Source organism: Halonotius sp. F2-221B (assembly GCF_046719765.1).
In the GTDB taxonomy this organism is placed as follows: domain Archaea; phylum Halobacteriota; class Halobacteria; order Halobacteriales; family Haloferacaceae; genus Halonotius.
Window position 1 is genome coordinate 25,948 of sequence record NZ_JABEBY010000010.1, and the last position, 18,758, is coordinate 44,705.

Sequence of the window (18,758 nt, forward strand, 5' to 3'; positions counted from 1 at the left end):
ATCTAACCCAATTATGAGCACGAAACTCAACGAAGAACGCGCCCGCGAACAGCTCATCGATCTTGCCGCCGAGTTTTACGACCAGTTCGCCGACGGCGAGATCCCGCATATGACGCTGCCAACCCGAACCAAGAGCAACATCGAGTATGATCCTGATTCCGGGGTCTGGGTCTATGGCGACCGCACCTCGACACGGAGTGCGAACTCGGTGCGGGGAGCCCGCAAGCTGCTGAAAGCCGTCTACACCATCGAGTTCCTCGCGGAGCAACTCGACCAGGATCGTTCCTCGACGCTGCGTGAACTCTACTACCTCTCGGAGTCGTGGGACAACGAGGAGGCCCATTTCTCCGATCAGGACGAGTCAAACCAGCTGATCGAGGATCTTGAGATCGTCTCGGAGGTCACCCGCGAGGACTTCCATATGCGCCCCGAGGAGTCCGGGGCGACGCTGATGGGGCCGCTGCTGTTGCGCGAGCAAACGCGAAGGGGCGAACGCGAGATCCACTGTCAGAAAGACGTTGGTGAGGGCGGCTACCAGATCCCGAACAACCCCGATACGATCGAGTTTCTGGACGCCGACATCGATTTCGTCCTCTGTGTCGAGACCGGTGGCATGCGCGACCGGTTGATCGAAAACGGATTTGACGAGCAGTACAACTGCCTCGTCGTCCACCTCAAAGGCCAGCCCGCCCGGGCGACCCGCCGGATCACCAAACGGCTGCACGATGAGCTTGATCTGCCGGTCGTGGTCTTCTGTGACGGCGACCCGTGGTCGTACCGGATCTATGGCTCGGTCGCCTACGGCTCGATCAAATCCGCCCACCTCTCGGAGCATCTCGCCACACCTGAGGCGCGCTACGTCGGCATCCAGCCGACCGATATCGTCGAATACGATCTCCCGACCGATCCGCTGGCGGACTCTGATATCAACGCCCTTGAGTCGGAGTTGACCGATCCGCGCTTCCAGACCGACTACTGGGAGGAGCAGATCGAACTGCAACTCGATATCGGCAAAAAGGCCGAACAGCAGTCGCTGGCGGCCAACGGGCTGGATTTCGTCACGGATACGTATCTGCCGGAACGACTCGACCAAATGGGCGTTCTCTAGACGATATTGAAAATACACAGTAGATAAATACTATATTTGGCCAATGCTTGGATAGCAATCGCCACTATTTTATTCGTACCACTCAGAACACATGTTATGCCTGCATCGATCCGCGTCCTCTATATCGGTGGTTCGACGCCCGGATCGAAGTCGCCGCCGCTGGCTGACCGCGATGGCTTCGACGTGAAGCGAGCCGACAGCGTGGCCGAGGGGTGTACACGACTGTCATCTGACGCCGCTGATTGTCTCGTTGTCACCCCCGACGCTGTCGCCGGAGCAGACGAGACGACGATGGACACGCTGTGGAACACCGCCCCTGGGTGTCCGTGTTTGCTTGCGCCGCCGCCACGTGACCCGCCGATCGTTGGCGAGGGGAACGCCGGTGGGGGCCATCCCGCCGAATCACACCACGACCACACGACAGCACTGGCAGAACGGATCCACACGGCTGTCGACACCACGCCGACAACTGACGACACCGATGCGACCGGGGCGGGCCACCAAACCGCGATGGCTGGTGGCCAACACGGTGAAACAACCGATATCGACACGGCGAGCGACGGCGAGCCAGCCTACCGGTCGCTGATCGAAGACGGCTTGGCGATCTCCTCGGTTGGCATCTTCGTCCTCGGCAGCGATTTCTCGGTCGTCTGGCTCAACGAGGGGGTTGAGAACTACTTTGGTATCGACCGTGCCGACGTGCTCGGTAAGGACAAACGACAACTCATCAACGACCGGCTCAAACACATCTTCGCCGAGCCCGAGCGGTTCGCCGAGACGGTGTGTGCCACCTACGACGACAACACCTACATCGAGCAGTTCACCTGCCATGTTGTCGGCGACGACAGCCGCGACGATCGGTGGCTCGAACACGCCAGTTACCCGATTCCGGATGGCCCCTATGCCGGCGGCCGGATCGAACACTACGTCGATATCACCGAGCAACGAGCGACACAACAACAGTTTGAAGCCCAAAACGAGCGGCTCGCGGAGTTTGCCAGCATCGCCAGCCACGACCTCCGAAACCCCCTGCACGTGATGGGGAGCTCACTGGAGTTAGCCGTCGAAACTGGCGAAACCGAACACTTCGAGCGCGCCGAGCGGGCCGTCGATCGGATGGAACAGCTGATCGACGATCTCCTCGTGTTGGCCAAACAGGGCGACGGGATCGATACCGTTGAACCGGTCGATCTCGACGATATCGCTCGGGAGTGTTGGACGACTCTCTCGACGGCGGAGGCGACCCTGCGTGTCGAGACGGATCGCACGATCATAGCCGATCGGAGCCGGCTCAGCCAGCTGCTCGAAAACCTGTTCAGCAACAGCATCGACCACACCGGCACCGAGGTGACGATCACAGTCGAGAACTGCGACGGTGGGTTTGTTATCGTGGATGACGGCCCGGGCGTGCCGCCCGATGACCGCGAGAACATCTTTGAGCGGGGGTACACGACAACCCGCGACGGAACCGGGTTAGGGCTCTATATCGTCAGTGAGATCGCCGCAGCCCACGGCTGGGACGTGACACTTGCCGACAGCGCGGAGAGCGGTGCTCGAATTGAGATCACCGGTGTCGATGCGGTAGGAGATGGGCGCGGAACACCCGACGCGTAGCTACTCGTAGCGCCACTCGTCGGTCGCCTGCTCGTAGTCAAGCAGCTCCGCGTCGTCGAAGAAGACCGCGATCTCTCGTTCGTTTGCGCCTTCGTCCTCGTGGTCGGAGGCGTGGATCACGTTGCGACCCAGATCAAGGCCGTAGTCGCCACGGATCGTGCCGGGGGCGGCCTCAGCAGGGTCGGTCGCGCCGACCATCCGACGCACCTGTCGGGTGGCATCTTTCCCCTCCCAGACCATCGCAAACACCGGCCCGGAGGTGATGAACTCGACGAGGCCCTCGAAAAACGGCTTGCCCTCGTGTTCGCTGTAATGCGTTTTCGCACGCTCCTCGTCGAGTTGGAGGGCTTTGGCTCCGACGAGTTTTAACCCTCGATGCTCAAACCGAGAGATGATCTCCCCGATCAAGCCACGCTGGACGCCGTCCGGTTTCACCATCACAAAGGTTCGCTCGTCGTAGGACATAGGAAGGGTATGCTCCGTGGGGTCTTATTGTTGGCCGCCGTCGTTGCGGCCAGCCTCAGTCCATTCGAGGTCGCGGGCTTCGCGGCCGAGCCGGTAGTTCTTCTCAGCTTTCGAGTCCTTGAAATGGAGGATGGTGCCGTCTTTCTTGACGAACATCGTCCCCGTTCCAGGCTCGATCTCTTCGCCTGAGTAGTCACACGTTCGCGTTTCAACCATCGTTATTGCCCTCCGATTGAGTCCGCATCGCGCTGGGTTTCCCGCAGCTGGAGCACGTCGCCCTCGCGGATCGGGCCCAACACGTTGCGCGTGATGATGCGGCCCTTGTTCGAGCCTTCGCGGATGCGGCATTTGACCTGCATGGCCTCGCCGTGCATCCCGGTTTTGCCGACGACCTCGATGACCTCAGCGGCCGTCGAGTCGCCAGTTGTCTCCTCTTCTGCGCTCATGGGTGGTTAGTTGAGTTCCTCGACCTTCTCGGCGATATCTTCGATGTCGTCGCTGGCGTCGCCCGCGCTGGTGACGGCGGCCGCGGCACTGCCGACTTCGAGGCCGGCGGCGTGGCCAACATCGTCTTGGGTCTCGACGAAGATGACCGGGATACCCTTCTCCTCGGCGAGTTCGGGGAGATGCATCACGATCTCTTCGGGCGAGACGTCCTCGGCGACGAAGACGAGCTGGGCGTTGCCGCGCTCGACGGCCTTCGTGGTCTCGTTGGTTCCTTTCTTGACGCTGCCTGTGTCTCGGGCGACCTCAAGGGCGTCGAGTGCGCGCTCTTCGAGGTCGGCTGGGGTTTCGTAGTTGACGTAAACTGCCATAGTTTTCCTCTCCCTATCCTCGGGCTCACACAACCTCGCCAAACGGTAGATCCCTGACGGCGAGGCGTATCATCAACCCGGATAGGCTGTACCCCGTCGTTTGGCGCACCCACATAAAAGCGCTTTCAAACCCCGTCGACCGTGTGATGGCAAACCACAGTCGTTGTCGGCGGTTTATGCAGGCGATTTTAGGCCTCGTCTCCCCGGGCAAACATCACTAAGGCGATCATCGAAAAGACGACCTCGCCGTCGTGGTTCGCGGTCTCGATCTGAATGTCAGCCAGCCCGCGGCTATCGGTTTCTGCCTCCAACTCAAGAATTTCGGCGCGGATCGAGAGTCGATCGCCTGGCCGCACCGGCTCATGCCAGCGGAGTTTGTCGATCCCCTTCCCGCCGAGCGTCGCGGTGTCAGATAAAAAACAGTCGACGAACAGCCGCGTCGAGATCGCGGCCGTGTGGAACCCCGCGGCGATCAGGCTCCCATAGATCGACTCCTCGGCGGCACGCTCGGGATCGGTGTGGAACCACTGGGGATCGTACTGTTCGGCGAACTCGATGATCTCATCTTGAGTAATCTCGTAGTCGTCGCTCGTCCACTCGTCGCCGACTGCCAGATCTTCGAAATAAAGCGTCATCGTGACTCCTCAGGTGGTTCCAACGGAAGCCGTTCAGCATCCGCCGCCTCGTATGCCGTATCGGATGAACAGATCGACAGCCGTCGAGTTTCGGCAGTTGCCGCGTGGAAGGCATCGAATGGCGTCATCCCCTCCTCGTAATATGTCACCGCTTTCAGGACGATCTGGTGTTCCTCTTCGGTACCAACGGGAACGAGGGCAAGCATATTGGCGAACAGTTGAGCATAGTCGTACTCGTGTCGCTCGTTGATAATCAGCAGTTCGAGATATGAGAACGGCGATGTGACTACATCGTTATCTTCGAGAACCGATTCGGCACGTTCTTGTAGCCAGTCGGAATCTTTTGCCAGCGCGACGAGGAAATCAGTCTCAACGAAGCAGGTCATTTCTCACCGCTTGCTGTCTCTTCATCCGACCGTTTGAGGTCGGTTTTAGCTTCTCGTTGGGCGGCCGCAAGTGCCTCCTCTTTGAGTGCTGCTGCCGATTTTCCCTCGAAGGCATCACCGACAGCCTCCCGAACCGCCGCCAGTGGATCGTCGGCAATCGGGATCAGTTCGAGTCGGTCATCATACCTGACAACGTGGAACTTCTCGCCGTACTCCTCACGAAGCTCCGCTGGAAGATAGAGCCGCCCCTGTGTGTCAGTCTGTATCGACATCTACGTAAGGCTTGATCGTGGTAGAACTAATACTTTCTCCCCACATATCGAGATTTTTTACCATCAAACGGCAGCTGTATTCACGCCTTTCGGAACTGTGTGCACGAGGACGCTTAGCTCCGTTTGCCGATCTCCTCGCGCAGCACGTCGCTGACCGTGTCGCCGTCGGCTTTCCCGCGGAGTTCCGCCATACATTCGCCCATCAATCCTGAGAAGGCTCCCATGCCTTCTTCGGCGACTTGGTCGGCGTTGCGTTCGACGACGCCGGCGATGATCTCCCGGACTTCGTCGTCGTCGACACCGCCGAGTCCGGCCTCTTCAATGGCTTCCTCGGCCGTCAGATCGGGCTGTTCGGCGAGCACCGTTAGCACGTCGTTGACGCCCTCTTTCGCCAACTCGCCGTCGGCAACGAGATCGAAGACAGCGAGGAAGTGGGCGTCGGCGATGTTCTCGACCGGAACATCGTCGCGGCGGAGTTCAGTGACCGTGCTTTCCAGCACCGAGGCCGCAAAGGTCGGGTCGATCCCGCGGTCGACCGCCTCTTCGAACAGCGGCATCCGGCGGCCGTAGGCGACCTGTTCGGCCAGCCCGCTGTCGAGATCAAACTCCTCTTGGTAGCGGTCGACCTTCTCGGTCAGGAGTTCGGGCTCGTCGATCTCGCTGGGGTCGGGTTCGACCGGCGGCACGTCGGTTTCGGGGTACATCCGCGCCGCGCCGGGTAGCGGGCGGAGATAGCGAGTGGTGCCCTCGTCGGTCGCGTCGCGGGTTTCCTCAGGGACGCCCTCGATGGCGGTTTCGGCGCGTTCGGCAGCTGCCTCGATAGCGAGATCAGCTGTTTCTGGGTCGGCGGCGACGATGGCGACGGCGTCGTCGTCGCCCGCGCCGACGGCCTCGCGGAGCGCGGCGACCTCCTCGTCGGTGACGCCGTAGGCCGGCAGTTCGTCGGTGTGGAAGATGCCGCCAGCACCGTTTCGCTTGGCGTGATCCGAGAGTTCGGTACCGAGCCGACGATCGGGCTGGATCTCGCGGCCAACGAGGCCGTCAAATCCATACAGTGGGACGGCCGTCACCGTGCCGCCGTCATCAAGCGCGCCGCCGATGACGCCGGAGTCAGTGTCCTCGAAGATGTTGGTCACGTCCTGCGTGTCGCCGACGCTTGCGTCTCGGGCTTGGAGTTCCTCGGCGATATCAACGAGTTCGGACTGGCGACCGACTTCCAGCCGGACGATCTCATCGATCTGATCGAGGGCCTGCACGCCTTTGATTTCGACGCGGGCACCCTCCGCGATGGAGACGTTGACATCTTGGCGAATGGTACCGAGCCCCCGCTTTACCTTCCCGGTCGAGCGCAGCAACATCCCGATCCGTTTGGCAGCCTCCTTGGCCTGTTCGGGGGTGCGGATGTCCGGGCCGGTACCGATCTCGACAAGCGGAATACCGAGCCGGTCGAGGCTGTAGCGGACGCCGCCGTCATATTCCTCGACGCGCTGGGCGGACTCCTCTTCGAGCAGGAGGTCGACGATCGAGACCGGCCCCTCGCTGGTCTGGATCTCGCCTTCCTGGCCGAGGAGCATCGACCGCTGAAAGCCGGAGGTGTTCGAGCCGTCGATGACGAGCTTTCGCATGACGTGGAGCTGATCGACGATTTCCATATCCAGCAGCGAGGCGATCTGCATGGCGACCGAGAGGGCTTCGCCGTCGACCTCCGTCGGTGGTTCGTCGTCTTCCTCAACGAGACAGGTCGAGTCGTAGGCAAGATACTCGAACTCGCGGTCGACACGGCTCTCTTCGAGGGCGGCGTCGTCGAGTTCGCCCAACTCGCTTTTCGTGGGATGAAGGAAGCGCGTGATCGTTCGGTCGGATTCCTCGGGCTCACGAAGGTCGGTCGGCGACTCACAGAACAGTTTGGTCTCGGTGTCGAGCTGTTGGTGGATTTCGAGGCCGGCGACCAAGCCGAGGGCCTCGTAGTCGTAGGCGTCGGAACTCATTGGTGTGGTGTGTGCGACGGGAGCCTAAAAAGGTGCAGATGCGACGACCGCCCGGTCGGCAGCAGCGGCCGATAGCCGTGCTCCGCGATCACTGGATCGATTCGACGAATCCGAGCCATCGCTTGTAGTCATCGATGGTCATGTTGTGGGCCTCCTCGCCGTAGTCGGGGCGGTACACCCCATCGAGCGCGTTGCGTGCGCGGTCGAGTCCGATGATCTCCTCGGCCAGTGTCTCTGCGGCCGCCTCGCTGAGTGACTCCTCGGTTTTGAGTCGTTCGACGCGATCCTCGCGTTCGGTTTTGAGTCGGCGTTTCGCCGTCGACACGAGTTCCTTGGTACCCGGCGGAATCTCCGGAAGATTTTGTGTCTCGATCAGAAACTCGTGAAGATCGATCTCGGTGCCCTCGATGGTGATTGTCTCGGGTGTTTTCGCCCCGATGGTCGCGCTCTGTCGGTTGACGCGTTCGAGCAACGCCGCTCTGGTGGCCTCGTCGATCGGCTCGCCGTCCGGGGGGTCGTCCATGTGTGACCAGTTGTGAACACACGCTCCGACCGCTTACTGGTGGCGATCTGCCGCTGTCGACGACGCCACAGGGGGTGCGCGGTGCGACCTGGGGTCGTGTGAGCCTCCCGCGTGGCGACTCCGAAAAAACAACCCTTAAAAACAGCAACCGACTCCACACGGATATGGCTGGAACTATCGAAGTACTCGTCCCTGGCGGGCAGGCCAACCCCGGCCCGCCGCTCGGACCGGAGCTCGGTCCGACGCCGGTCGACGTGCAGGCTGTCGTACAGCAGATCAACGACGAAACCGACGCCTTCGACGGGATGGAAGTCCCGATCACCGTCGACTACGACGACGACGGCTCCTTCGAGATCGATGTCGGTGTTCCGCCGACGTCGGAGCTCATCAAGGATGAGGCCGGTTTCGACAGCGGTAGCGGCGAACCCCACGAGAACTTCGTCGCCGACATGTCCGTCGAACAGGTCAAAAAGGTCGCCGAGCAGAAGTCGACGGATCTACTCTCCTACGACGTGAAAAACGCCGCCAAGGAGGTCAGCGGCACCTGCATGACCCTCGGTGTCACCATCGACGGCGAGGACGCCCGCACATTCAAGGAACGCGTTGACGACGGCGAGTACGACGACGTGCTTGTCGACGATGCGGAAGCAGCGGCCTGATTTTCGGCTCCACACTGGTGCGGGGTTCGACGAAGTTCCGGGAAGCGACAGTGACCGATAGCGGCGTAACTGCTTTTGCGACACAATTTCAACACACGCCTATGGCCGATGCCGAACGCTCACCCACGAAAACGACCGTCAACATCCGGATGACCGAAACGTTCCTCGCCGATGTCGATGGGACGTGGCAGGAACTCGGCTACAACAGTCGAAGCGAGTACGTCCGAGACGTGCTTCGAGATGCGGTCAAACACCCCGAGTGCAACCGTGCCGACCTCAAAGCCATTGCGGCAAGCGAGGTCGATATTCAACAGGGCAACGTCCACACGAGCGAGGAAATCAAAGCCGAGTATGGGCTCGACGGTGCTGACGAGGAATGACAACTGAGAAGAGAGCAAACCGGGCTATCAGCCATGTGACCGACCCACAGACGCTGCGAACGGCTTCGACGCCCTTTTACGGCCCATCGGCTACTCTCCGATGAGACAGGCTTTGCCTGTGTCACTGACCCGTAGGAGCATTCCTGCGTACTACGGAGGTGAATAATGGCAGACGATACGATAGTACAAGCAGTTTCGCGCGCGCTCGACGAGTCCCCACCACGGAACTTCAGTGAGACCGTCGATCTCGCCGTGAATCTGCGTGATCTAGACCTAGACGACCCATCGAATCGCGTCGACGAGAGCATCGTGCTCCCGTCCGGCACCGGCCAAGAGACACAGATTGTTGTGTTTGCGGAGGGTGAAACCGCCCTTCGGGCCGAGGATGTCGCCGACGAGGTGCTGTCGGGGGACGACCTCGAAGACCTCGGTGACGATGACGACGCCGCCAAAGACCTCGCCGACGACACCGACTTCTTCGTCGCCGAGGCCAGTCTGATGCAGGACATCGGTCGCTATCTCGGGACGGTTCTCGGCCCCCGAGGGAAGATGCCGACGCCGCTGCAGCCGGACGACGACGTCGTCGAGACAATCAACCGGATGAAAAACACGGTGCAGCTTCGCTCCGGCGACCGACGCACGTTCCACACGCGTGTCGGTGCCGACGACATGGACGCCGAGGAGATCGCCGACAACATCGACGTGATCATCCGGCGACTCGAAGCTGACCTCGAAAAGGGGCCGCTGAACCTCGATACCATCTACGTGAAAACGACGATGGGCCCCGCTGTTGAGGTGGACGCATGAGCAGCAGCGAATCTGTCCGCAAAACCGAGACCATCCCACAGTGGAAACAGGACGAGGTCGACGAGCTGACCGACTTTATCGAGCGATACGCCTCCGTCGGCATCGTCGGCGTCGAAGGTATTCCGAGCCGCCAGCTGCAGTCCATGCGGCGTGGACTTCACGGCAGCGCGGAAGTCCGGATGAGCCGCAACACGCTCGTCGTTCGCTCCCTTGAGGCGATCAACGACGGCGTCGAGCAGCTCACCGAACACGTCGCCGGCCAGGTCGCCCTGATCGGCACAAACGACAACCCCTTCGCGCTGTTCCAGCAGCTCGAAGCCTCGAAAACCCCCGCCCCGATCAGCGCGGGCGAGGTCGCGCCCAACGACATCGTCATCCCTGAGGGTGACACGGGCGTCGACCCCGGCCCGTTCGTCGGCGAACTCCAACAGATCGGTGCGGACGCCCGCATTGAAGAGGGCTCGATTCAGGTGCTGTCGGACAGCACCGTGCTGTCGGCCGGCGAGACCGTCGATGCCGACCTCGAAAACGTGCTGAGCGAACTCGGCATCGAGCCGAAAGAGGTCGGCCTCGATCTCAAGAGCGTCTACTCCGAGGGCGTACTCTTCGCCCCCGAGGAACTGGAGATCGATGTCGACGAATACCGCGCGGACATCCAGTCGGCCGCCGCGGCCGCCCGGAACCTCTCGGTCAACGCCGAGTATCCGACAGCCCAGACCGCGCCAACGCTCATCGCCAAGGCGACCGGCGAGGCCAAATCCGTGGCCCTCGCTGCCGCCGTCGAGAGCCCAGACGTGGTCGACGATCTCATCGGCAAAGCCGACGCCCAAGTGCGGGCACTGGCTGCCGCCATCGACGATCCGGAGGCCCTCCCCGAGGAGCTCCAGGATCTCGGTGACGACGCCGCCGCGGAAGCCGACGAGGCTGACGACGACGAGGCCGAGGAAACCGACACAGACGACGCACAGCCTGACGACGAAGATGAAGCCGAGGCCGATGACGGCGACGACGACAGCGACGCCGGTGCCGGGCTCGATATGCTCTAACAAGCGGAGATTACACCAATGGAATACGTTTACGCAGCACTCACCCTGAACGAAGCAGACGCAGAGATCACCGAAGACAACATCACCGCAGTCCTCGAAGCCGCGGGCGTCGATGTCGAGGAGTCCCGAGTCAAGGCCCTTGTCGCCGCGCTCGAAGACGTTGACATCGAGGAAGCCGTCGAGACCGCAGCCGCAGCCCCCGCAGCCGGTGGGGCCGCTGGCGGCGCGTCAGCTGACGCTGGCAGTGCCGACGAGGCTGACGGCGACGACGCTGACGAAGAGGAAGCTGACGACGGCGACGACGCCGATGTCCCGGACGACGCCGGCGACGACGACGAGGAAGCCGACGGCGAGGGCCTCGGCAACCTCTTCGGCTGAATCGCGGTTAGCCAGCAGTTCCGTTTTTTATTGCGACGTCACCCGGATAGCGACAGCTCTCAGATCGCGCCCGTCAACATAGCGGCCGGAGGTTTAACCCCAAAGCCGCGGCCAACCAGCCCGATGGGACTGGGAGTCGGCATCGATCCGGGACTGACGGGCGGCGTCGTCGCCTTCGCGCTCGGCGGGGTTGCCCTCGGAACCTGTAGCGGGCTGGTTCCAGGCCTCCACGCCAACAACTTCGCCATTCTGTTGGCGGCGGCAGCGCCGTCGATCCCGGCCGATCCGCTGTTGCTCGGCGTCGCCATGCTCGCCGCAGGCGTCGTCCACACGTTTCTCGATATCGTCCCCGCGCTCACGCTTGGCGTCCCCGACGCCTCGATGGCGATCGCCGCGTTGCCGGGCCATCGACTCGTGTTGGCCGGGCGGGGGCGGGAGGCCCTCCGGCTGTCGGCGGTCGGCAGCGCGCTCGCGGTTGGGATCGCGTTGCCGCTTGCGCTGCCGATCACATGGCTCATGGTCGCGTGGTATCCGACGATCCAGGCTCATCTCACGCTCGTATTGATTGCGGTCGTCGGCTTTCTCCTCCTGACCGAGTCGTCGCTTCGGGCGGCGCTCGGCGGACTCTTTGCGTTTGGGTTGGCGGCTGCGTTGGGGTGGGCAACACTCGACGTGCAGCCGGCCGCGCCGCTGGACGCCGGGAGCATGTTGACGCCGCTGCTCACCGGGTTGTTCGGCGCGCCGATCCTCCTGGACGCGATGGGCGGCGGCGGGGTACCGCCGCAGGCCGATGCGAAGCTGGCGATGCCGCGCCGAGAGTTGGGGCTGACAGCGGGGGCTGGCTCGCTGGCTGGCGCGCTCGTCGGCTACCTCCCGGGTGTGTCGGCGGCGATCGCCTCCGTGATCGCGCTACCGGCGGTGCCGAACAGTGATCCCGACCGAGAGTTCATTATCGCCAGCAGCGGGGCCAGCACAGCAAATACTGTCTTCGCGCTGTGTGCGTTGCTCGCGCTCGGAACCCCGCGAACGGGTGTGATGGTCGCCATGGATACCACCGGCGTACCGCTGACCATCCCGGCGTTGCTGACTGCCGTCATCATCGGCGCGGCGTGTGGCTTTCTGCTGGTCGTAGGGGTCGGCGATCGCTATCTCCGGACGGTCGGAACCCTGAACTACACGGTCGTTTCCGGCGTCGTCTTCGCGCTGCTGGTCGGACTGTCGTTTGTGTTCACCGGCTGGATCGGCGTTGGGGTCTTTCTGGTCGCCACGCTCGTCGGGTTGGTGCCACCGCGGTTCGGGACGCGGCGTGTCCATCTGATGGGCGTGTTGATCGGGCCACTGCTGCTGTGATACTGTTTGCTGTAGGAAGTTACCGTTCGACCGTCGCCCGGTGGGCGGTCGAGGCGGTAACCGTCTACAGTAAACAGTATGAGACATGTGATGCGACGACACAGCACGTTCGCTGCCGACAGCGTGGCGGTCATGACGAGTCGAAAGACAATGGTTAAAACCCGCGCGGTGATCCCTTTGGGTATGAGCGAGACCCAACAGCAGTCCGAGAGCCAGTGTGTCTCCTGCGGCATCAAGGTCGCAGCGATGAACGCTGCGTCCTTCGACTGTCCGGAGTGTGGCACCGAGATCCACCGCTGTCCGACCTGCCGCAAGCAGAGCAACCTCTATGAGTGTCCTGACTGCGGCTTCCGGGGGCCATAACGATGGGGAAGGTCGCCGCTAACATGAAGATCATGCCGCAGAGCCCGGAGATCGATCTTGATGAGCTCCAAGAACGACTTGAAGCCTCCCTCCCCGAGGGTGCCCAGATCAACGGCTTCGAGCGCGATGATGTCGCGTTCGGCCTCGTCGCCCTGCTGCCGACCGTGATCGTCGCCGACGACGCCGGTGGCACCGAGGTCGTCGAGGACGCCTTCGCCGAGGTCGAGGGCGTCGAAAGCGTCGCCGTCGAAGACGTCGGCCGGATCTAAGCCGTCGCTGTTTTGACACTCTGCGGGGTTCCAGTGGCCAGCAATACTCGCCGCTAGTGCGGTATGCCGGGGTGTGTTGCGCACATCCTGCAAACTTATATATCGCTAGCGACTACATCGGATGACTAAAAATGGCTAACTCCCTCGCAGAAATGCTTCGATCCGATATGGAGTGCGAAGGGTTGCTTGAGTGTTTTCACGGGCTCAAGGAACTCGACAGGCGATGTTTTCAGCAACTCGTCGGCGCCGAGACGGCGGTGACGATCGATGAGCTCGCAGAGCAGGTCGATCGTGAACGCTCGACGGTCTATCGCTCAGTCCAACGGCTGCTCAACGCCGGGCTGATCCAGAAAGAACAGATCAACTACGACCAAGGCGGCTACTATCATGTCTACAAGCCGGCTGACCCCGAGGCGATTCGAGAGGATATGCAACGGCTGCTCAACGATTGGTATGCGGAGATCGGCCAACTGATCCAGGAGTTCGAGGACAAATACAGTGACGCGGCCGACACGAGTGTGCCGGCAGAATCGTAATAACGCGGCTGATTCCTGCTACCACGTATCGAGGATCTCAACCTCGAACTCCAGTGTTCGGCCCGCCAGTTCGTGGTTGAAGTCGATCTCAACGGCGTCGTCGGTGACAGCAGTCACGTCGCCGTGGAGCCCGTTTTCGGCATGGACGTGGAGCCCCACCTCGGGTGGCTGACCGACCATCCCCTCGAAGACCTCCGGATCGTACTCTCGAACCTTTTCCTCATCAAACTCGCCGTATCCCTCCTCAGGTGGGATCGTCAGCGTCTCGGTGTCGCCGGCTTCAAGCCCGATCACACCCTGTTCTAAGCCTTCGATGACCTCCTCGTCGCCGATCTTGAACGACAGCGAGGAGTAGTCGTCGGGATCGGCATCCTGTGCCTCAACCAAGCCGTGTTCCTCGGCGACCTCGTACCGGGAGGTGTCGAAGACGCTGCCGTCGGGGAAGCGACCGACGTACTCGATGACGACCGTATCGCCAGCCTCGATTGCCATACCACTCGTCGGCGACGAAGGCGCATAAATCCGTCAGTCGTCGACCGACAGCGGCACCGAGATGTCGAGCAGGGCCGCACTGCGCTCAAACAACCGGCGTGCGGCCGCCCGGTCGCGGGCGGCAGCCGAAGGCTGGGTGGGTTCACAGTCAGCAAAGTACCGACCCGACACCGACCCAACACGGGGGCTGACAGCCAGATAGACCGCGGTGGCCGCGCCGTCGGCCGGGGTCGGCACAAACGGAAGTCCACCAGCGAGGCTCGCAAGATCCGACAGCGGCCCCGGCAGAAACCGCGTGAAGCCGCTGCCGGGGATCGCACCCGGATGGAACGAATTCGAGGTGATTGCGAGATCGGACTGTTCGAGTCGACGCGCTAGCTCGAAGGCAAACTGAATGTTGGCAAGCTTTGATCCCTGGTAGGCACTGAACGAGGAGTAGTTAGCGACGGAGTCGATAGCATCGAGATCCAGCGACGCCCCGCGGTGGGCGGCCGAGGCCGTGGTGACGATCCGGGCATCATCAGCCAGCGTCGGCAACAACTCGGCGGTCAGCAGATACGGCGCGAGATGGTTGACGTGGAAGGTGTATTCAACGCCGATGTCGGTAAGCCGGCCCGCACGGAACAGCCCGCCGGCGTTGTTGATGAGGATATCGAGGTCGTCGACCCAGTCGTCGACAGCGGTTGCCAGCGATCTGACCGCGGAGACAGCAGCAAAATCGGCTGGCTCGAAGGTCGCCTCCACACCCATCGCCTGAAGTTCCTCGACGACCGCACGGCCGGCCGCAGCATCGCGGCCGTGTACCATTACGTCGGCACCGAGTCGCCCCAACGCGAGGGCGGTCTCACGGCCGATCCCACTGGTCGAGCCAGTGACTAACGCAGTCTGTCCCGCACAGTCAACGTCGGCGACGCCAGCCTGTTTGGCGGGCTGTGTCATTCCGCGCCCTCAACGAGTCGGCGGAGTTGGGCTGGCGGCACCGCCCCGCGTGCGGCGTGGCCGTCGGCGACGAACGTTGGGACGCCGGTGACGCCAGCCTGCTGGGCAGCCGTGAATGCGTCGGTGACCGTCTCTCGATGGGCCTCGTCGTCGAGTGCGGCGGTGATCGTATCGTCGTCGATGCCAACGTTTGTTGCAAGGTCGACGAGCACATCCTCGCTTCCGATATCGCGTCCCTCCTGCCAGAGCGCGGCGAAGATCGCCTCATCGAAGGCCAGCCACGTCTCGTAGGGGTACTCCTGGCTGACGTAGGCGGAGGCAACCTGAGCGTCGAGTGAGTCGACTTCGGTCGCCAACGCCAGTGTCATCTCAACATCGTACTCCTCTTGCAGGCGACGCACGGACTCCTTGGCCTGCTCGAAGTAGGCGTCGTCTTTGCCGTTGTCGACCGAGTGGTCGATCTCGCCGTCGGCGGTTCGCTTGCCGGCCCGGAGGTCGAAGGGCCGCCAATCGATTCGTAGCGGCTCGTCCCGGTCGGCCTGATACCGCGACAGCGACTCACGACCAAGATAACAGAACGGACAGACGTAATCCGAGTACACCGTCATCGACGCGGATGTGGCTTCGCTCATTACGATCTGTTGGGTCTCAGGTCACAAAAGCCGGGCGGTGGGGCGTCCCAACGAACAACGCTCTTGTAGGTGGCTGCGAAAGCCGCCGTCGTGCTCCGAACACTGCGTGAGTCCGGCCCGGGGCTGCTTGTCCCCGCAGCGTGGCTCGTCGTCGCCGCGGCCCACCGTGGGGTGGTCACCAGCCGATCGATCTTCATCGCGCATCTGGTGATGGTGGCGTTTATCATGTTTTTCCTCGTGACGGGGTGGGACGAGATGAACGACCGCGCCCTCCAGGGCTGGCGTGTCATCATGGTCGTTGGCGTCGGTATCACGCTCAGTGGAATCGCCGGCTTCCTCATCGACTCGGTGGCGACACCGCTGTGGGCGATCAGTCTGGTCGGCTGGATGGTGCTCCCCGCGTTTGGGCTGTTTTACACCGGCATGGTGCTCCCGGAAGCGACGATCATCTACGTTGCCAGCGGGGCACTCTCGATCGTCGGCCCGATCATCTACCTGCTCTCGTTCCTCGTCGGGATCGACCTCATCGCCATCGCTGGGATCGGGGTGACCGCCGTCGGCCAAACGCTCGGCATCGGCGACGCCGTGTTGCGGTATTGACTGACGTGGTGGTTCCGTGGCTGCCGCTGCTCGAATATCAATCATCGATACGGCTGCTCGCGGAAATTGCTCGCAGCAGAACGCGGTGGGACTGGGATTCGAACCCAGGAGGCCAAAGGCCACCTGCTTTCAAGGCAGGCGCAATAGTCCACTCTGCCATCCCACCGCATTCGGGAGACGGCGACGGCGCGTAAAAACGGTTCTGGTTGGCTCGACGGTTCCGTTCGAACAAGCAGTTGTGCGGAAGAAGATGTGTAGAAAGCCCTCGGCTCTATCGGCTCCCGGGACTCGCTGCGCTCCTCACTCGCGTTGCTCGTTGCGGTGCTTGCGTCGTCCGGGTTCGCCGATAGAGCCTCGCCCTTTCAGTCCACCAGGAAGGTAGTTGATCGATCAGCCGACTACCTGTTTGCCTGCTTGTCTCTCAACACGACTGGTTGGCAGCCGGTGAATGGTCGCACCGGGTGGGCCGAACCATGTAACCGATTTCTGTTCCACCACTCCGACGCCGTAACCCGGATCGTCGGCCTTTTGCTCGCCGGGGCGCAACAGGTAGTAACTGGATGGCCTCCTACCACATCGAGACGTACGGCTGTACGTCAAACCGCGGCGAGAGCCGGCAGATCGAGCAGGCCCTCCGCGAGGGTGGCCACTACCCAGCAGAGGGCCCCGAAGCGGCCGACGTGGCGATCCTCAACAGCTGCACCGTCGTCGAGAAAACCGAGCGCAACATGCTCCGCCGGGCCGAGGAACTCCAAGAACAGACAGCCGATCTCATCGTCACCGGCTGTATGGCCCTCGCACAGGGCGAGGAGTTCGAGGACGCCGGCATCGACGCCCAGATCCTCCACTGGGATGAGGTGCCGGAGGCCGTACTCAACGGCGAATGCCCGAACGTCGCCCCCGATACCCAGCCCATCTTGGAAGGTGAGATCGGTATCCTCCCGATCGCCCGCGGCTGTATGAGCAACTGCTCGTACTGTATTACCAAGTTCGCCACCGGCCGGGTTGACTCGCCGCCTGTCGCGGAAAATGTCGAAAAGGCCCGCGCGCTCGTCCACGCCGGCGCGAAAGAGATCCGGATCACCGGCCAAGACACCGCCGTCTACGGCTGGGACGATGGCGACCGGAAGCTGCCGGAACTGCTGGATCGCATCTGCACCGAGATCGACGGCGAGTTCCGGGTCAGAGTGGGGATGGCCAACCCCGGCGGGATCCACGGCATCCACGAGGAACTCGCTGACGTGTTCGCCCGCCACGACAAGCTGTATAACTTCATCCACGCCCCCGTCCAGTCCGGCAGCGACGACGTACTGGAGGAGATGCGCCGCCAACACAGAGTCGAGAAGTTCCGCGAGGTCGTCGCCGCCTTCGACGACCGACTAGACTACTGGACGCTGTCGACGGATTTCATCGTCGGCTTCCCAACCGAGACCGACGCCGACCACGAGGCATCGATGGAACTGCTCCGGGAGATCCGCCCCGAGAAGGTCAACGTCACCCGCTTTTCGAAGCGGCCCGGCACCGACGCCGCCGAGATGAAGGGCCTCGGCGGGACGCTCAAGAAGGAACGCTCAAAGGAGATGTCAGCCGCAAAGCGTGAGATCGTCGGCGACGTACACGCGGAGATGGTCGGGACAACGCAGGAGGTGTTGGTCGTCGAGGAGGGCACCGGCGACTCGGTAAAATGTCGGGACGGCGCGTACCGACAGATAATCGTCCAGCACGCCGACGAGTACGGGCTCCAGCCCGGCGACTTTGCGACCGTCGAGGTCACCGACCATCAGACGATGTACGCGTTCGGGCAGCCGATCTCATCGTAACACCACCCGGCGTCGACAACCAACTACGACTCGCTGTCGCCCTCATCGAGGGTGAGGCTCTCCGTGGCGGCGTTCCGGAGCGCATCCGACCGGCCGTGGCTGGCCGGCGCGATCGCCAGCGTCGACAGCCCGTAGCTGTTGGCAACCTCCAACACCGGCTTAAAATCGGTATCACGCGAGGCGATCGCCAGCGTCTCCGCCCGCCCCTCGGTCGCAAACCGGGTGGCGTCGACCGAGAGCTTCACGTCGACATCGCCGCTGGTGACGATCACCTCAAACCCCCGGGCTTCCGCGGCCTGAATCAGCCCCGGCGTCGCGTGTTCGTCGACGTAGAGCCGGGCAGTCGCCAGCCGATCCTTGTCCGCTGTCGCCTCCCGGATATCGTCGAGATCGACATCGAACTCATCGCGCAGCATGTTCGGCCCATCAACAAACAGCGCGATGCCGTCAGTCGGCTCATCGCGCCCGAACAGATCCATACTGACGGTCGGTCGCGGGCAACTATAGGAATACCGTTTGTCGACCGCGGCGGGCGGGCGATCGGCTCGCCCGCGGCGTACCACCGTCACTCATCCGGCTGTGAGGTGTCGTCACCGAGATCAATCCGGCTGTGAGGTGTCGTCACCGAGATCAATCCGGCTGTGAGGTGTCGTCACCGAGATCAATCCGGCTGTGAGGTGT

General features: G+C 62.5%; 26 protein-coding genes and 1 tRNA gene. 13 read left to right on the forward strand and 14 right to left on the reverse strand.

Going from position 1 to position 18,758, the window contains the following annotated elements; translation table 11 throughout:
* Window positions 1–13: 13 nt before the first annotated feature.
* Window positions 14–1,108 carry a DNA topoisomerase IV subunit A gene (locus HKK80_RS08550; protein WP_411799184.1) on the forward strand — a complete coding sequence of 365 codons (1,095 nt, stop codon included), beginning with the start codon at window positions 14–16 and terminating at the stop codon, window positions 1,106–1,108.
* 96 nt (window positions 1,109–1,204) lie between these two features.
* Window positions 1,205–2,722 carry a sensor histidine kinase gene (locus HKK80_RS08555; RefSeq protein ID WP_411799185.1) on the forward strand — a complete coding sequence of 506 codons (1,518 nt, stop codon included), beginning with the start codon at window positions 1,205–1,207 and terminating at the stop codon, window positions 2,720–2,722.
* Here the strand turns inward: HKK80_RS08555 and ndk are convergent, their stop codons facing one another.
* The 9 genes from ndk to HKK80_RS08600 all read right to left on the reverse strand — a co-directional run bounded on the left by ndk (window position 2,723) and on the right by HKK80_RS08600 (window position 7,806).
* Entirely contained in the window at window positions 2,723–3,187 is a 465-nt protein-coding gene (ndk, locus tag HKK80_RS08560) for a nucleoside-diphosphate kinase (protein WP_411799186.1), read from the reverse strand. It abuts the gene before it with no gap.
* A gap of 24 nt (window positions 3,188–3,211) precedes the next feature.
* Window positions 3,212–3,403, reverse strand: coding sequence for a 50S ribosomal protein L24e (locus HKK80_RS08565; protein ID WP_120084264.1), 192 nt, complete (start codon window positions 3,401–3,403; stop codon window positions 3,212–3,214).
* Between the two features lie 2 nt (window positions 3,404–3,405).
* Complete coding sequence (locus HKK80_RS08570) at window positions 3,406–3,633, reverse strand: 30S ribosomal protein S28e (RefSeq protein ID WP_021061981.1); 228 nt, start codon at window positions 3,631–3,633, stop codon at window positions 3,406–3,408.
* 6 nt (window positions 3,634–3,639) lie between these two features.
* A complete protein-coding gene (gene rpl7ae, locus HKK80_RS08575) occupies window positions 3,640–4,002 on the reverse strand; it encodes a 50S ribosomal protein L7Ae (protein WP_142442081.1) in 363 nt (120 codons plus the stop codon).
* Window positions 4,003–4,190: 188 nt separating this feature from the next.
* Window positions 4,191–4,637: a MaoC family dehydratase gene (locus HKK80_RS08580; RefSeq protein WP_411799187.1), complete on the reverse strand. Its 447-nt coding sequence runs from the start codon at window positions 4,635–4,637 to the stop codon at window positions 4,191–4,193.
* Complete coding sequence (locus HKK80_RS08585) at window positions 4,634–5,023, reverse strand: PIN domain-containing protein (protein WP_411799188.1); 390 nt, start codon at window positions 5,021–5,023, stop codon at window positions 4,634–4,636. Before HKK80_RS08585 ends, HKK80_RS08580 begins: the two co-directional genes overlap by 4 nt.
* Window positions 5,020–5,295: an AbrB/MazE/SpoVT family DNA-binding domain-containing protein gene (locus tag HKK80_RS08590; RefSeq protein ID WP_411799189.1), complete on the reverse strand. Its 276-nt coding sequence runs from the start codon at window positions 5,293–5,295 to the stop codon at window positions 5,020–5,022. The genes HKK80_RS08585 and HKK80_RS08590 overlap by 4 nt, the downstream gene beginning before the upstream one ends.
* A 113-nt stretch (window positions 5,296–5,408) precedes the next feature.
* The gene (gatE, locus tag HKK80_RS08595; protein ID WP_411799190.1) at window positions 5,409–7,283 is read right to left on the reverse strand and encodes a Glu-tRNA(Gln) amidotransferase subunit GatE; all 1,875 of its coding nucleotides are present in this window, start codon (window positions 7,281–7,283) and stop codon (window positions 5,409–5,411) included.
* A gap of 88 nt (window positions 7,284–7,371) precedes the next feature.
* A complete protein-coding gene (locus HKK80_RS08600; RefSeq protein WP_411799191.1) occupies window positions 7,372–7,806 on the reverse strand; it encodes a DUF5788 family protein in 435 nt (144 codons plus the stop codon).
* A gap of 164 nt (window positions 7,807–7,970) precedes the next feature.
* Here HKK80_RS08600 and HKK80_RS08605 point away from each other — a divergent pair, with 164 nt between their 5' ends.
* The 9 genes from HKK80_RS08605 to HKK80_RS08645 all read left to right on the forward strand — a co-directional run bounded on the left by HKK80_RS08605 (window position 7,971) and on the right by HKK80_RS08645 (window position 13,594).
* Window positions 7,971–8,465 (forward strand): 50S ribosomal protein L11, encoded by a 495-nt coding sequence (locus HKK80_RS08605; protein WP_411799294.1) that lies wholly within the window; start codon window positions 7,971–7,973, stop codon window positions 8,463–8,465.
* A gap of 101 nt (window positions 8,466–8,566) precedes the next feature.
* On the forward strand, window positions 8,567–8,845 hold the full coding sequence (locus HKK80_RS08610) for a ribbon-helix-helix domain-containing protein (protein ID WP_379724304.1): 279 nt from the start codon (window positions 8,567–8,569) through the stop codon (window positions 8,843–8,845).
* A gap of 165 nt (window positions 8,846–9,010) precedes the next feature.
* A complete protein-coding gene (locus tag HKK80_RS08615) occupies window positions 9,011–9,652 on the forward strand; it encodes a 50S ribosomal protein L1 (RefSeq protein WP_411799192.1) in 642 nt (213 codons plus the stop codon).
* Window positions 9,649–10,698, forward strand: a complete 1,050-nt coding sequence (locus HKK80_RS08620; RefSeq protein WP_411799193.1) for a 50S ribosomal protein L10 — start codon at window positions 9,649–9,651, stop codon at window positions 10,696–10,698. Before HKK80_RS08615 ends, HKK80_RS08620 begins: the two co-directional genes overlap by 4 nt.
* 18 nt (window positions 10,699–10,716) lie before the next feature.
* Window positions 10,717–11,076, forward strand: a complete 360-nt coding sequence (gene rpl12p / locus HKK80_RS08625) for a 50S ribosomal protein P1 (RefSeq protein ID WP_411799194.1) — start codon at window positions 10,717–10,719, stop codon at window positions 11,074–11,076.
* Between the two features lie 123 nt (window positions 11,077–11,199).
* Entirely contained in the window at window positions 11,200–12,426 is a 1,227-nt protein-coding gene (locus tag HKK80_RS08630; protein WP_411799195.1) for a tripartite tricarboxylate transporter permease, read from the forward strand.
* Between the two features lie 183 nt (window positions 12,427–12,609).
* A complete protein-coding gene (locus HKK80_RS08635) occupies window positions 12,610–12,789 on the forward strand; it encodes an HVO_2753 family zinc finger protein (protein ID WP_411799196.1) in 180 nt (59 codons plus the stop codon).
* 2 nt (window positions 12,790–12,791) lie between these two features.
* Window positions 12,792–13,058 (forward strand): elongation factor 1-beta, encoded by a 267-nt coding sequence (locus tag HKK80_RS08640; RefSeq protein WP_379724294.1) that lies wholly within the window; start codon window positions 12,792–12,794, stop codon window positions 13,056–13,058.
* Window positions 13,059–13,189: 131 nt separating this feature from the next.
* Window positions 13,190–13,594 carry a helix-turn-helix domain-containing protein gene (locus tag HKK80_RS08645; RefSeq protein WP_411799197.1) on the forward strand — a complete coding sequence of 135 codons (405 nt, stop codon included), beginning with the start codon at window positions 13,190–13,192 and terminating at the stop codon, window positions 13,592–13,594.
* A gap of 18 nt (window positions 13,595–13,612) precedes the next feature.
* On the opposite strand, the gene HKK80_RS08650 is transcribed toward HKK80_RS08645, so the two are convergent.
* From HKK80_RS08650 to HKK80_RS08660, 3 genes are read right to left on the reverse strand one after another with little or no spacing between them, the layout of a single operon-like run.
* The gene (locus tag HKK80_RS08650) at window positions 13,613–14,086 is read right to left on the reverse strand and encodes an FKBP-type peptidyl-prolyl cis-trans isomerase (protein ID WP_411799198.1); all 474 of its coding nucleotides are present in this window, start codon (window positions 14,084–14,086) and stop codon (window positions 13,613–13,615) included.
* 33 nt (window positions 14,087–14,119) lie between these two features.
* Window positions 14,120–15,025 carry an SDR family NAD(P)-dependent oxidoreductase gene (locus HKK80_RS08655; protein ID WP_411799199.1) on the reverse strand — a complete coding sequence of 302 codons (906 nt, stop codon included), beginning with the start codon at window positions 15,023–15,025 and terminating at the stop codon, window positions 14,120–14,122.
* The gene (locus HKK80_RS08660; RefSeq protein ID WP_411799200.1) at window positions 15,022–15,657 is read right to left on the reverse strand and encodes a DsbA family protein; all 636 of its coding nucleotides are present in this window, start codon (window positions 15,655–15,657) and stop codon (window positions 15,022–15,024) included. The genes HKK80_RS08655 and HKK80_RS08660 overlap by 4 nt, the downstream gene beginning before the upstream one ends.
* A 90-nt stretch (window positions 15,658–15,747) precedes the next feature.
* Here HKK80_RS08660 and HKK80_RS08665 point away from each other — a divergent pair, with 90 nt between their 5' ends.
* Window positions 15,748–16,257 (forward strand): hypothetical protein, encoded by a 510-nt coding sequence (locus HKK80_RS08665; RefSeq protein ID WP_411799201.1) that lies wholly within the window; start codon window positions 15,748–15,750, stop codon window positions 16,255–16,257.
* Between the two features lie 83 nt (window positions 16,258–16,340).
* On the opposite strand, the gene HKK80_RS08670 is transcribed toward HKK80_RS08665, so the two are convergent.
* Window positions 16,341–16,423, reverse strand: a tRNA-Ser gene (locus HKK80_RS08670).
* A 394-nt stretch (window positions 16,424–16,817) separates the two neighbouring features.
* Between HKK80_RS08670 and HKK80_RS08675 the strand changes: the two genes are divergently transcribed.
* Window positions 16,818–18,077, forward strand: a complete 1,260-nt coding sequence (locus HKK80_RS08675) for a tRNA (N(6)-L-threonylcarbamoyladenosine(37)-C(2))-methylthiotransferase (protein ID WP_411799202.1) — start codon at window positions 16,818–16,820, stop codon at window positions 18,075–18,077.
* 23 nt (window positions 18,078–18,100) lie between these two features.
* Here HKK80_RS08675 and HKK80_RS08680 read toward each other — a convergent pair whose 3' ends face one another.
* Window positions 18,101–18,556 carry an NYN domain-containing protein gene (locus tag HKK80_RS08680; RefSeq protein WP_411799203.1) on the reverse strand — a complete coding sequence of 152 codons (456 nt, stop codon included), beginning with the start codon at window positions 18,554–18,556 and terminating at the stop codon, window positions 18,101–18,103.
* Window positions 18,557–18,758: the final 202 nt, after the last annotated feature.

What these genes read in the sequence shown, in the direction of transcription:
- ndk (WP_411799186.1), bottom strand. Translation starts at nt 3,187, where the DNA reads ATGTCCTACGACGAGCGAACCTTTGTGATGGTGAAACCGGACGGCGTC.
- HKK80_RS08650 (WP_411799198.1), bottom strand. Translation starts at nt 14,086, where the DNA reads ATGGCAATCGAGGCTGGCGATACGGTCGTCATCGAGTACGTCGGTCGC.
- HKK80_RS08585 (WP_411799188.1), bottom strand. Translation starts at nt 5,023, where the DNA reads ATGACCTGCTTCGTTGAGACTGATTTCCTCGTCGCGCTGGCAAAAGAT.
- HKK80_RS08580 (WP_411799187.1), bottom strand. Translation starts at nt 4,637, where the DNA reads ATGACGCTTTATTTCGAAGATCTGGCAGTCGGCGACGAGTGGACGAGC.
- HKK80_RS08570 (WP_021061981.1), bottom strand. Translation starts at nt 3,633, where the DNA reads ATGAGCGCAGAAGAGGAGACAACTGGCGACTCGACGGCCGCTGAGGTC.
- gatE (WP_411799190.1), bottom strand. Translation starts at nt 7,283, where the DNA reads ATGAGTTCCGACGCCTACGACTACGAGGCCCTCGGCTTGGTCGCCGGC.
- HKK80_RS08645 (WP_411799197.1), top strand. Translation starts at nt 13,190, where the DNA reads ATGGCTAACTCCCTCGCAGAAATGCTTCGATCCGATATGGAGTGCGAA.
- HKK80_RS08605 (WP_411799294.1), top strand. Translation starts at nt 7,971, where the DNA reads ATGGCTGGAACTATCGAAGTACTCGTCCCTGGCGGGCAGGCCAACCCC.
- HKK80_RS08565 (WP_120084264.1), bottom strand. Translation starts at nt 3,403, where the DNA reads ATGGTTGAAACGCGAACGTGTGACTACTCAGGCGAAGAGATCGAGCCT.
- HKK80_RS08550 (WP_411799184.1), top strand. Translation starts at nt 14, where the DNA reads ATGAGCACGAAACTCAACGAAGAACGCGCCCGCGAACAGCTCATCGAT.
- HKK80_RS08610 (WP_379724304.1), top strand. Translation starts at nt 8,567, where the DNA reads ATGGCCGATGCCGAACGCTCACCCACGAAAACGACCGTCAACATCCGG.
- rpl7ae (WP_142442081.1), bottom strand. Translation starts at nt 4,002, where the DNA reads ATGGCAGTTTACGTCAACTACGAAACCCCAGCCGACCTCGAAGAGCGC.
- HKK80_RS08660 (WP_411799200.1), bottom strand. Translation starts at nt 15,657, where the DNA reads ATGAGCGAAGCCACATCCGCGTCGATGACGGTGTACTCGGATTACGTC.
- HKK80_RS08680 (WP_411799203.1), bottom strand. Translation starts at nt 18,556, where the DNA reads ATGGATCTGTTCGGGCGCGATGAGCCGACTGACGGCATCGCGCTGTTT.
- HKK80_RS08635 (WP_411799196.1), top strand. Translation starts at nt 12,610, where the DNA reads ATGAGCGAGACCCAACAGCAGTCCGAGAGCCAGTGTGTCTCCTGCGGC.
- HKK80_RS08555 (WP_411799185.1), top strand. Translation starts at nt 1,205, where the DNA reads ATGCCTGCATCGATCCGCGTCCTCTATATCGGTGGTTCGACGCCCGGA.
- HKK80_RS08620 (WP_411799193.1), top strand. Translation starts at nt 9,649, where the DNA reads ATGAGCAGCAGCGAATCTGTCCGCAAAACCGAGACCATCCCACAGTGG.
- HKK80_RS08675 (WP_411799202.1), top strand. Translation starts at nt 16,818, where the DNA reads ATGGCCTCCTACCACATCGAGACGTACGGCTGTACGTCAAACCGCGGC.
- HKK80_RS08590 (WP_411799189.1), bottom strand. Translation starts at nt 5,295, where the DNA reads ATGTCGATACAGACTGACACACAGGGGCGGCTCTATCTTCCAGCGGAG.
- HKK80_RS08630 (WP_411799195.1), top strand. Translation starts at nt 11,200, where the DNA reads ATGGGACTGGGAGTCGGCATCGATCCGGGACTGACGGGCGGCGTCGTC.
- HKK80_RS08615 (WP_411799192.1), top strand. Translation starts at nt 9,011, where the DNA reads ATGGCAGACGATACGATAGTACAAGCAGTTTCGCGCGCGCTCGACGAG.
- HKK80_RS08640 (WP_379724294.1), top strand. Translation starts at nt 12,792, where the DNA reads ATGGGGAAGGTCGCCGCTAACATGAAGATCATGCCGCAGAGCCCGGAG.
- rpl12p (WP_411799194.1), top strand. Translation starts at nt 10,717, where the DNA reads ATGGAATACGTTTACGCAGCACTCACCCTGAACGAAGCAGACGCAGAG.
- HKK80_RS08655 (WP_411799199.1), bottom strand. Translation starts at nt 15,025, where the DNA reads ATGACACAGCCCGCCAAACAGGCTGGCGTCGCCGACGTTGACTGTGCG.
- HKK80_RS08600 (WP_411799191.1), bottom strand. Translation starts at nt 7,806, where the DNA reads ATGGACGACCCCCCGGACGGCGAGCCGATCGACGAGGCCACCAGAGCG.